This is a genomic window from Halomonas sp. DP4Y7-1 (assembly GCF_019800705.1).
GTDB lineage: Bacteria > Pseudomonadota > Gammaproteobacteria > Pseudomonadales > Halomonadaceae > Halomonas > Halomonas litopenaei_A.
In genome coordinates this window covers 1-10,770 of record NZ_JAHVKS010000016.1, presented here as the reverse complement: position 1 = coordinate 10,770, position 10,770 = coordinate 1, and the positions used below count along the sequence as shown (strand labels likewise).

Annotated in this window: 8 protein-coding genes; 6 read left to right on the top strand and 2 right to left on the bottom strand. The window is 63.1% G+C overall.

The features are described from left to right. Positions 1 to 168: 168 nt before the first annotated feature. Positions 169 to 1,203, bottom strand: a complete 1,035-nt coding sequence (locus KUV72_RS19580) for a TRAP transporter substrate-binding protein (RefSeq protein ID WP_206939470.1) — start codon at positions 1,201 to 1,203, stop codon at positions 169 to 171. Positions 1,204 to 1,518: 315 nt separating this feature from the next. On the opposite strand from KUV72_RS19580, the gene KUV72_RS19575 reads away from it, so the two are divergent. The 3 genes from KUV72_RS19575 (at position 1,519) to KUV72_RS19565 (ending at position 6,258) form a co-directional block, all read left to right on the top strand. After that, the gene (locus KUV72_RS19575) at positions 1,519 to 3,339 is read left to right on the top strand and encodes an IlvD/Edd family dehydratase (protein ID WP_261317591.1); all 1,821 of its coding nucleotides are present in this window, start codon (positions 1,519 to 1,521) and stop codon (positions 3,337 to 3,339) included. 73 nt (positions 3,340 to 3,412) lie between these two features. Then, positions 3,413 to 5,215 (top strand): IlvD/Edd family dehydratase, encoded by a 1,803-nt coding sequence (locus KUV72_RS19570; protein WP_222239497.1) that lies wholly within the window; start codon positions 3,413 to 3,415, stop codon positions 5,213 to 5,215. A 116-nt stretch (positions 5,216 to 5,331) separates the two neighbouring features. Further along, positions 5,332 to 6,258, top strand: coding sequence for a Gfo/Idh/MocA family protein (locus tag KUV72_RS19565; RefSeq protein WP_222239496.1), 927 nt, complete (start codon positions 5,332 to 5,334; stop codon positions 6,256 to 6,258). A gap of 205 nt (positions 6,259 to 6,463) precedes the next feature. Here KUV72_RS19565 and KUV72_RS19560 read toward each other — a convergent pair whose 3' ends face one another. Then, positions 6,464 to 7,672 carry an ROK family transcriptional regulator gene (locus KUV72_RS19560; RefSeq protein ID WP_261317590.1) on the bottom strand — a complete coding sequence of 403 codons (1,209 nt, stop codon included), beginning with the start codon at positions 7,670 to 7,672 and terminating at the stop codon, positions 6,464 to 6,466. A 438-nt stretch (positions 7,673 to 8,110) separates the two neighbouring features. Here KUV72_RS19560 and KUV72_RS19555 point away from each other — a divergent pair, with 438 nt between their 5' ends. The 3 genes from KUV72_RS19555 to KUV72_RS19545 form a co-directional block, all read left to right on the top strand. After that, positions 8,111 to 8,893, top strand: a complete 783-nt coding sequence (locus tag KUV72_RS19555) for an SDR family NAD(P)-dependent oxidoreductase (protein ID WP_222239494.1) — start codon at positions 8,111 to 8,113, stop codon at positions 8,891 to 8,893. 86 nt (positions 8,894 to 8,979) lie between these two features. Continuing rightward, positions 8,980 to 10,410 carry a sugar porter family MFS transporter gene (locus KUV72_RS19550; protein WP_409995901.1) on the top strand — a complete coding sequence of 477 codons (1,431 nt, stop codon included), beginning with the start codon at positions 8,980 to 8,982 and terminating at the stop codon, positions 10,408 to 10,410. 106 nt (positions 10,411 to 10,516) lie between these two features. Continuing rightward, positions 10,517 to 10,770 (top strand): DUF1153 domain-containing protein (locus KUV72_RS19545; RefSeq protein WP_222239492.1); only part of this gene is annotated, 254 nt, incomplete at its 3' end.

Below are 10,770 nucleotides of genomic sequence, written 5' to 3'. Positions count from 1 at the left end.
GCGTTCGGGCGCCTTGTCGGCGTCCTGTCCCGGCAGGTCTGTCATGGGACTTCCTCGACGGCTTGAGGATCGCGCCAGGGCACGATCCGGAAATGAGGGGGCGGTGCCGTGGCACCGCCGCAAGGGTGGGTTGAGGTGAGGTCCTGGCGTTGTGCCAGGGCTCGCCGTTTACAGCTGGCCGCGGGCGGTCAGGAAGGCGGTGACCGAGTCGTAGATCTTCTGGGTCATCTCGTTCTTGCCTGACCACTCCTGCCATTCCTGTTCGGCAGCCTGACGGAACGCCTTGCGCTCGCTATCCGGCAGGTCGAAGGGGTGCACCTCGGGGTCGGCCTGAAGACGTGCCAGGGTCTCGATGTCCTGGGCCTTGAGCCGTGCGATCAGGTCATACGACATGGCGTCGAAGGCGGTTTCCAGGGTGGTCTTGAGATCGTCCGGCAGGCCGTCCCAGATGTCCTTGTTCAGTGATACCGCAATCATCGGCATGGAGTGGAAGCCGGGATACAGCGGGTAGGGGGCAAAGGCGTGCAGGCCCTGGGCGTCGTTGTTCGACAGCACGGTGGAGTCAGCCGCGTCGATGACGCCTTTCTCCAGGCCGGTGTAGACCTCGGAGCCCGGCAGGTTCACCGGGGTCGCGCCGACGCGCTCGAAAATGTTGTAGACCATGCCTTGGGGCGCGCGAATCTTGAGGCCCTGGAAATCCTCGAGGGTCTCGATCGGCACGGTGGAGGGAATCGACTCCAGGGTAAAGGTGGCCGCGCTGATCAGGTGGGCGCCATAGGGTTCGACCAGCTCGTTGTAGAGCTCTTCGCCCCCGGCGTTATGCATGAACTCGAGAAAGTCGTAGGAGTCATTCCAGGCACCTACCAGGTTACCGATCATGCCGAAAGCGGGGTTCTGACCCGAGAAGTAGCTGGGATCGGTCATGTGGCCTTGCAGAATACCGGAGCTGACCGCTTGCAGGGTCTCGGTCGGGCCGACCACCGCGTTGATCGGCAGTACCTCGATGGCGACGCGTCCATCGGTCATGGTCTGAATGCGTTCTGCCCACTCCTGCTTGATCTTGAAGCTGGGCTCGCCGGCGGTCTCCGACGCCTGGAAGGTCCACTCGTATTCTGCCGCCTGAGCGGTGCTCGCGGCGCCGATGGCGAGGGTCGCGACGCCGACGGCGGCGGCCAGACGAGAAAGCGTGAGGGGTGCTGACATGGTCGATCTCCCTGATGAGAGCGTGATCGTTATTGGTGTGGCGGCAATTCTTGCTCGCTCTCTTTAAATGTTCAACATAGACTTTTGTATGTGTGTACTTTGCCGTCCCTGCTCCGTAAGGTGTCGTCTATCTCGACGCCGCCTTGGCTCGGCACAGCTTTCGTCTCGTCACCGCCCTTGTTGTTTCGACAGGCGCTTTGCAGACAGAGCCGTGGCCGTTGAAGCCGTCGTCGTGCGCGCTGAACCCGCCGGCAACAGGCGCCAGTGCCACCATCACCCTTATTGCTATCCGTGACTGACCCGAGGAACCGACCCATGGCCAACCGCGACCAGGATCTCCCTGCCGACTCTTGTACCGATGCCTCAGGCGACCAGGCGACCCGCTCGGACTCCTCCGACAGCAAGGTCTCGCTGCGTAGCCATCAATGGTTCGGTACCGCCGACAAGAACGGCTTCATGTATCGCAGCTGGATGAAGAACCAGGGGATTCCGGATCATGAGTTTGATGGCCGTCCGATCATCGGGATCTGCAATACCTTTTCCGAGCTGACACCGTGCAATGCGCATTTCCGCAAGCTGGCGGAACACGTCAAGAAGGGCGTGCTGGAAGCGGGTGGCTATCCGGTGGAGTTTCCGGTGTTCTCCAATGGCGAGTCGAACCTGCGCCCGACGGCCATGTTTACCCGTAACCTGGCGAGCATGGACGTGGAGGAAGCGATTCGCGGCAACCCCATCGACGGGGTGGTGCTGCTGACGGGCTGTGACAAGACCACGCCTGCGCTGCTGATGGGGGCGGCGAGCTGTGATATTCCCGCCATCGTGGTGACCGGTGGGCCCATGCTCAACGGCAAGCACAAGGGACGCGATATCGGTTCCGGTACCGTGGTCTGGCAGCTATCGGAAGAGGTCAAGGCCGGCAAGATCTCGATGCACGACTTCATGGCGGCGGAGGCCGGCATGTCCCGTTCGGCTGGTACCTGCAACACCATGGGCACGGCCTCCACCATGGCCTGCATGGCAGAATCTCTGGGCGTTTCGCTGCCTCATAATGCCGCTATCCCGGCGGTGGACTCGCGTCGCTACGTGCTGGCCCACCTGTCCGGCAACCGTATCGTCGATATGGTCAAGGAAGACCTCAAGCTGTCCAAGGTGTTGACCAAGGAGGCCTTCGAGAACGCTATCCGTACCAATGCGGCCATCGGCGGTTCCACCAACGCGGTGATCCACTTGAAAGCCATCGCCGGCCGCATGGGGGTCGAGCTTGCGCTGGATGACTGGAACCGGGTCGGTCGCGGCACCCCGACCATCGTCGATCTGCAGCCATCCGGCCGCTTCTTGATGGAAGAGTTCTACTATGCGGGTGGCTTGCCCGCCGTGCTGCGCCGCCTGGGCGAGGCAGACCGCCTTCCCCACAAGTCGGCGCTGACGGTCAACGGCAGGACCCTGTGGGAGAACGTCCAGGATGCGCCTCTGTACAACGATCAGGTCATTCGCGCTCAGGATAACCCCCTGGTCGATGATGGCGGCATGTGCGTATTGCGCGGCAACCTGGCGCCCAAGGGTGCGGTGCTCAAGCCTTCCGCTGCCAGCCCTGAACTGATGCGCCACCGGGGCCGCGCCGTGGTGTTCGAGAATTTCGATGACTACAAGGCACGCATCAATGACCCGGACCTGGAGGTGGACGCCAGCAGTGTTCTGGTCATGAAGCACTGCGGTCCCAAGGGCTATCACGGCATGGCGGAAGTCGGCAACATGGGGCTACCCTCCAAGCTGTTGGCCCAGGGCGTTACTGATATGGTGCGTATCTCGGACGCACGCATGAGCGGCACCGCCTACGGTACCGTGGTGCTCCACGTGGCGCCGGAGGCCGCTGCCGGTGGCCCCCTGGCCGCCGTGGAAAACGGTGACTGGGTCGAGCTGGATGCCTACGAAGGCCGTCTGCACCTGGATGTCAGCGAGGAAGAGCTCAGCCGCCGGCTGGCGGCCAGCGATCCCACCGCGGCGTCGCGCGAGATCGCCTCAACCGGCGGTTATCGCCAGCTCTATATCGAGCACGTGCTGCAGGCCGATGAGGGCTGTGACTTTGACTTCCTGGTGGGCTGCCGTGGCGCCGAGGTGCCGCGTCACTCTCACTGAGGCAAGCACGAACAAGGGCCCACATTCACCTTTGGCCGGTGGTGCGCCACCGGCCTTGGCAGGAGCTGCCGTCATGTCCCATCGTCCACGTCTGACCCCCGACCAGCTGCGTTCGCGCTGGTGGTTCGACAACCCTGATCATCCGGGCACTACGGCGCTGTGCATCGAGCGCTACATGAACTATGGGGTCACCCTCGATGAGCTGACCTCGGGCAAGCCGATCATCGGGATCGCCCAGTCTGGCTCGGATCTTACCCCCTGCAACCGCCACCACATCGAGCTGGTCAAGCGCGTCAAGGATGGCATTCGTGCCGCCGGCGGGGTGCCGTTCGAATTCCCGCTGCACCCGATTCACGAGAACGTGCGCAGGCCCACCGCCGCCCTGGACCGCAACCTGGCCTATCTGGGGCTGGTGGAAGTGCTGCATGGCTACCCGCTGGACGGGGTGGTGCTGACCACTGGCTGCGACAAGACCACCCCGGCCTGCCTGATGGCCGCGGCCACCGTGAACATTCCCGCTATCGTGCTGTCCGGCGGCCCCATGCTCAACGGTTGGCGGGGCAACGAGCGGGTGGGATCGGGCACCATCATTTGGGAGTTGAGAAAACGTCTGGCCGCAGGTGACATCGACTACACCGAGTTCCTGGCTCGGGCCACCGATTCGGCGCCTTCGGTGGGGCACTGCAACACCATGGGCACCGCGTCCACCATGAACTCCATGGCCGAAGCGCTGGGCATGAGCCTGCCGGGGTCGGCGATGATCCCAGGGCCCTACAAGGAACGCTCCATGGTGGCCTATCAGACCGGCGAGCGGGCAGTGGAGATGGTCTGGGAAGACCTGCGTCCGCTGGATATCCTGACTCGCCAGGCGTTCGAGAATGCCGTGGTGGTGTGCTCGGCGCTGGGAGGCTCATCCAACGCGCCAATTCACGTCAATGCCATCGCCCGCCATGCCGGTGTCGAGCTCGACAATGACGACTGGCAGCGTCTTGGCCACCAGGTGCCGCTGCTGGCCAACGTGATGCCCGCAGGGGCGTATTTGGGTGAGGAGTTCCATCGCGCCGGCGGCGTGCCTGCGGTTCAGCGCGAACTGCTGGATCGCGGCCTGCTGCATGGTGAGGCGCTGACCATCAACGGACAGTGCCTGGCCGATAATGTCAGCGGCCAGCAAACGCTGGACGAGGAGGTCATCCGCCACTTCGATAATCCGCTGGTCCAGCATGCCGGCTTCTTGAATCTGAAGGGCAACCTGTTTGATTCGGCGCTGATGAAGACCAGCGTCATCTCGCCGGATTTCCGCCGTCGCTTTCTCGAGAATCCCGACGATCCCGAGGCCTTCGAGGGCCGGGTGGTGGTCTTCGATGGCTCGGAGGATTATCACGCGCGGATCGATGACCCAGCGCTCGAGATTGATGCCAACACCATCCTGATCATGCGCGGTGCCGGACCAGTGGGGCATCCTGGCGGCGCCGAGGTGGTCAATATGCAGCCGCCCGAGGCCTTGATTCGCCAGGGTGTCGATTCCCTGCCATGCCTGGGTGACGGGCGACAGTCAGGCACATCGGGCTCGCCATCGATCCTCAATGCCTCGCCGGAAGCGGCTACCGGCGGCCCACTGGCACTGGTCCAGACAGGGGATCGCCTGCGAGTGGACCTGGCTCGCTGCGAGGTCCGGCTGATGGTGGATGAGCAGGAGCTGGCCGCACGACGCCAGCAGCTTGAGGCCAACGGTGGCTATCCCTATCCGCGTCACCAGACCCCCTGGCAGGAAATTCAGCGGACCCTGATCGAACCGCTGGACCGCGGCATGACCCTGCGCGGTGCCGATGCCTATCGAGATGTGGCGCGCCAGAGTCCGCCCAGGGACAATCACTGAGGGCCTGGTTGCCCTGGCGAGGGTGATAGCTGACTGGCGAGTCGCGCCTGCCATGGCGTATGCTGAGCGGCTTTTCACCCACGCGGAGGCATTGGCCTCCGCTGCAGGAGTCAGCCATGGGGCACTTCCGACTTGGCGTGGTAGGCGCCGGCAAGATCGTCAGGGATCAGCATGTGGCGGCGATTGCCGCCACACCGGGACTTGAACTGGTCGCCAGCGCCGACCCTCACGCTAGGTTGGAAGGCATCCCTGGCTATCCTGACCTCGGCGCCATGCTGGAGGCAGATTCGGGCATTGATGCGGTGGCCATCTGCACCCCGGCCCATTTGCGCCATCGGTTGGCCCGCCAAGCGCTGGCGGCGGGCAAGGCGGTGCTGCTGGAGAAGCCGCCGGGAGCCACTCTGGCCGAAACCCGTCAGTTGAAGGCGGAGGCTGAAGCACGCGGCCAGGTGCTGTTTGCTGCCTGGCATTCCCGTTATGCGCCTGGCATCGCCAGGGCGCGGGAATGGCTAGCCGAGCAGCATATCGAGCGGGTGGACATCCGCTGGCACGAGGATGTCAGGGTCTGGCACCCGGGCCAGCCGTGGCTGTGGGAGGCGGGCGGCATGGGGGTGTTCGACCCTGGGATCAACGCGCTGTCGATACTCACCTGTCTAGTGTCGGACCCTTTGCTGCTGGTCCAGGGCGAGCTCGAGATACCGGCCAACGCCCAGACGCCCATCGCGGCGCGTCTGCACTGGCGGACCTTGACGGAGACCGCCGTCAGCGCCGACTTCGATTTTCGTCATGAAGATCCCCCTTGCTGGGAAATGACCTTCGCCACCACGGCGGGCCGTCTTGTGCTGTCCCGTGGTGGCGCTCGGCTGTCCCTCGATGGCGAGATCCTTGTCGATACCCCAGAGCGGGAGTATCTGGGCGTCTACCGGCATTTTCACGAACTGCTGACAACCGGTGACAGCGACATGGACCTGGCGCCGCTGGAACAGGTGGCCGACGCCCTGATGTTGAGCCATCGCCGGGTTACCGAGCCGTTTGTCGAGTGACCTGCCTGGTGCTGTCTGAGGCGCCGCAGGGATTTATGCAATGTTGCCTTAGGGAAATGCTGAATAAATGTTTCGAGCGATGACAGGTCGATAGCTGCCGGAGCGGAAAGACCGGAGTTTACATGCTGTTAAATGAGGATCTTGAGCACCGCCAGCAGCCGAGATGTCGAGCGCAGTCATTTATGCAGTGTTTCCTTAGGGCGGACTAGGCTGAGACAGTGACGTCATAATGACGGGCCAACGCCTGGCACAGCACCTGGGCCGCCATGCCTCTGGAGGCGATGGAGCGGCTATCTTCCAGAACCTGGACCGTCACCGTCGAGGCCTGGGGCAGTAAATGCTTCTGATGATCGGCGAAGAACCTGAGGGCAGGATCAAGCAGCCGCGGGCCCAGCGATACCAGCGAGCCACCAATGATGATGCGGCCTGGATTCAAGGTGTGGTGGAGGTTCAGCAGCAGCAGGCCGAGGGCCTTGCCTGCCTGCTCAAGGCAGTCCGCCACCGTTGCCTGGTCGGGATGCTGGTCGATGCCCTGGTGAAGCTCGGTATGGTCGTCGATGGCCAGCCGTTCGCGCAGCGCCCAACCCGATACCAGGGTCTCCGCGCAGCCGCGGTTGCCGCAGTGGCAGGCCTTGCCATCCGGTACCAACACGGTGTGTCCAATTTCCCCGGCCAGCCCGTGCACGCCGCGAATCACCCTGGGCGGAGAGCCGTCTTCCACCAGACCACTGCCGATGCCGGTGCCGGCGCTGACATAGAGCAGTGACGCAGGCGTTTCGTCAGTGGCCGCAGATCGTGCCAGATACAGCTCGCCGAAGGCGGCGGCCTTGGCTTCGTTGTCCATGGTCCAGATGCCGGCAAGGCCCGGCAGTCGTTGCTTCAACATGTCGAGCAGGGGCAGATCTCGCCAGCCCAGGTTGGGGGCAAGGCTGAGGCGGTGCTGTTGCGGCGAGGTGGGGCCGGGCACGGCCAGTCCGACGCCCAGCAGCTGGCGAGTGCCAAGGGCGTCGTCGATCAGCTCGCGAACCATCTCCGCCAGGGTGTCCAGAGTCGCATCGGGCTGCGACGGGGAAAAGCGTTGATGGCGTTGTGCCAGAATGGCGCCGGAGAGGTCGATGGCCAGCGCGTGAAGGCCGTGCACGCCGATTTCCAGCCCCAGCACCGCATGATGACCAGGATGCAGTGACAGCGCCTTTCCGGGTCTACCGCTGCCGCCGCGAATCGGCGCGCCTTCCCACAGCCATCCGTGTTCCAGCAATTCTTGCACCGCCGCTCCCACGGTGACTTTTGTCAGCTTCGAGCGTTGTGCTAGTTCGGCACGGGTCAGCCCAGGGGTTTGCCGCAAGAGTTCCAGCAATGAGGCGCGATTGTGCTGTTTAAGAAACCCCAGGTCTCCAGCGGGGCGTGTCGTCATGGCGAGCATCCGGGTTGTTAACCGTCAGTTTTTGTTGACGTCAGTGTATCAGTCGGCGCGGTGCTTGACTGGAGTTTCCGGCCCGGGGACAGCGCCCGGAATGAGATCCGTCGCCGCCGCGATACAGCAGTGTTTGCTGATAGGTTCGACATAAGTGCAATGGCGCTCCGGTGAGGATTCTACAAGACTCGGCTTTAAGTAAGTTCTATTAACTAATGGCTCGCACACGTCGCATGAAGGCCCATGTACATTGTCGCTGCATATTGTCGTCACGCCGGGCTGGGCAGGGTTGGGCCGGGTCGGGAAGGGCTGTGCAGAGCCGGTCAGAGCCGGTCAGAGAAGAGCGGAACGCCGCGTGCTAGAGCGCAGCAAAGGGGCGGATGACCGAGAGTCAGCAGCATCGCCCTCCACTCAGACGAGCCGCACCAGAGGACCAACATGAGCAACACGCAAAGAGCAGACGGTATTGCCTATTACCCGGGACTTACCGGCCAGCGAGTGGTCGTCAGTGGAGGAGGCACAGGCATCGGCGAAGGTCTGGTCACGGCATTCGCCGAGCAGGGCGCCGAGGTGCATTTTCTTGATATCCGCAAGGCCCCGTCCGAGGCCCTGGTTGAGCGTCTGGAAGAGCGTCTTGCAGGGCGAACGACTGGGCGAGTGAGCTTTCATGCCTGTGACATCACCGATAACGAGGCGCTGAAGGGAGTCCTTGGCCAGATTGGCGATATCGATGTGCTGGTCAACAATGCGGCCAACGATGATCGCCATCGCCTGGCGGACATCACTCCGGACTACTTCGATGAGCGCATGGCGGTGAATCTTCGCCATCTGGTCTTCGCCAGCCAGGCGGTGGCGCCGGGAATGGCGCGACGGGGCGGAGGGTCGATCGTCAACCTGGGGTCCATCAGCTGGCACCTGGGCCAGCCAGGCCTAGCGCTATACGAGACCGCCAAGGCCGGGATCGAAGGCCTGACCAGGGCGCTGGCCAGCGAACTGGGCTCAGAGGGTATTCGAGTGAACTGTGTCATTCCCGGCAACGTCAAGACCGAGCGGCAGTCCCGCTGGTACAGCGCTGAAGACGAGGCGCAGATCGTTGCCGAACAGGCGCTCAAGGTGCGCATCCAGCCGCACCATATAGCGGCCATGGTGGTGTTCCTGGCCTCTGACGCCGCAGCAGCATGTACCGCACACAACTATTGGGTCGACGCCGGCTGGCTGTAGCCAATGCAGCCAGCCGTAGAGACCCCAGCCATGCCAGCAGTATCGGGGCTCCATCACAACCTACAACAAGATGCGAGGAAGTACCCATGAACCACCCTTCCACCACCACGCCAGACCAGCTCGCTGAACTCAAGCGACAACGCTATATCCTGGCGATCTGCAGTGTCGCCGCCATCGGCGGCTTCCTGTTCGGCTTTGACAGTGGTGTCATCAATGGCACCGTCGACGGCCTGCAGAGTGCCTTTGGCTCCGACAGTGTCGGTACCGGCTTTAACGTGGCCTCCATGCTGCTGGGGTGCGCCATCGGGGCCTTCTTTGCCGGTCGCCTGGCCGACCGCTTCGGTCGCAAGTCGCTGTTGATCGTGTCCGCGGTGTTCTTCCTGGTCAGCGCCTGGGGCTCCGGCGTGGCCACCGGCTCCCTCGAGTTCGTCGTCTATCGCGTGCTGGGGGGCATGGCTGTCGGTGCTGCCAGCGTGATGACCCCCGCCTATATCAGTGAGGTCGCACCGGCAGACCGGCGTGGGCGACTGGCGACCATTCAACAGGTGGCAATCATTTCCGGTCTGTTCATCGCCTTTCTCAGCAACTACCTGCTGGCCAACCTCGCCGGGGCTTCCACTGCCAGTCTGTGGCTGGGGTTCGACGCCTGGCGCTGGATGTTCTGGATCGAGATCCTGCCTGCCGCGGTGTTTCTGGTGGCACTGCTGGGGATCCCCGAGAGCCCGCGCTTCTTGATCAGTCGCGGTCGCGATGACAAGGCGATACGGGTGCTCGGGCTGTTGATGGGCGAGGATGAAGGGCGCGCCAAGGCGGAGGATATCCGGGCGTCGCTGGCGGCGGATCACAGCCCCAGTCTGCGCGACTTGATCAACTCGTCAACGGGACGAGTCCACGGCATCGTGTGGATTGGTATAGGGCTGGCGGTGTTTCAGCAGCTGGTCGGCATCAACGTGGTCTTCTATTACGGTGCGGTGCTGTGGCAGGCGGTGGGCTTCTCCGAAGGGGATGCTCTGTTGATCAATGTGATCAGCGGCGCAGTATCGATTGGCGCCTGTCTGATCGCCATCGCGCTGATCGATCGAATTGGACGCAAGCCGCTTTTGTGGGCGGGATCGGTGGGCATGGCGTTGACCCTGTGTCTGGTGGCCTACGCCTTCTCGACGGCCACGATGGTGGATGGCAGTCTGTCACTGGACGGGGATATGGGGATCGTCGCCTTGCTGGCCGCCAACGCCTATGTGCTGTTCTTCAATCTCTCCTGGGGGCCGGTCATGTGGGTCATGCTTGGCGAGATGTTCCCCAATCAGGTGCGTGGCTCTGGGTTGGCGGTGGCTGGACTGTTCCAGTGGCTGGCCAACTTCTCGATCACCATGACCTTCCCGATCATGCTTGGCGGCATTGGCTTGGCGGGTGCCTATGGTGTCTACGCCTTCTTCGCCGCCTGTTCGGTGGTGTTCGTGATGAAGTGGGTCAAGGAAACCCGCGGACGGGAGCTTGAGCAGATGGCCTACGAATAGCCCGTATCGCCTCAGCGATCCCGCCTGATAGGCCCACTACCACGGTAGTGTGAAGTGACCCCCTCCCGAGCTGCACAGGCTATAGTGCAGCCATCAGGAGGACAGAATGACTGACGACAACCCCATCAAGCGATGGACCGCGAAGCGCAAGGCCTCCGTGGTCATGGACATCTTCAAGGGCAAGACCACAGCAGCTGAGGTGGCCCGCCAATACGATCTCACCGTCTCCGATATCGAGGGCTGGGTCGATGAGGCCCAGCGCAGTATGGAAAACGGGTTCAGGGCTCGTCCGAAGGACGTCAGAGAGCAGTACGAATCTGAACTGCGGGAGACCAAAGAGGCGCTGGGTGAGGCCCACCT

Excerpts from the sequence above, each read along its gene's own strand:
- KUV72_RS19550 (WP_409995901.1), top strand. The coding sequence starts at position 8,980 with ATGAACCACCCTTCCACCACCACGCCAGACCAGCTCGCTGAACTCAAG.
- KUV72_RS19580 (WP_206939470.1), bottom strand. The coding sequence starts at position 1,203 with ATGTCAGCACCCCTCACGCTTTCTCGTCTGGCCGCCGCCGTCGGCGTC.
- KUV72_RS19565 (WP_222239496.1), top strand. The coding sequence starts at position 5,332 with ATGGGGCACTTCCGACTTGGCGTGGTAGGCGCCGGCAAGATCGTCAGG.
- KUV72_RS19570 (WP_222239497.1), top strand. The coding sequence starts at position 3,413 with ATGTCCCATCGTCCACGTCTGACCCCCGACCAGCTGCGTTCGCGCTGG.
- KUV72_RS19560 (WP_261317590.1), bottom strand. The coding sequence starts at position 7,672 with ATGACGACACGCCCCGCTGGAGACCTGGGGTTTCTTAAACAGCACAAT.
- KUV72_RS19575 (WP_261317591.1), top strand. The coding sequence starts at position 1,519 with ATGGCCAACCGCGACCAGGATCTCCCTGCCGACTCTTGTACCGATGCC.
- KUV72_RS19555 (WP_222239494.1), top strand. The coding sequence starts at position 8,111 with ATGAGCAACACGCAAAGAGCAGACGGTATTGCCTATTACCCGGGACTT.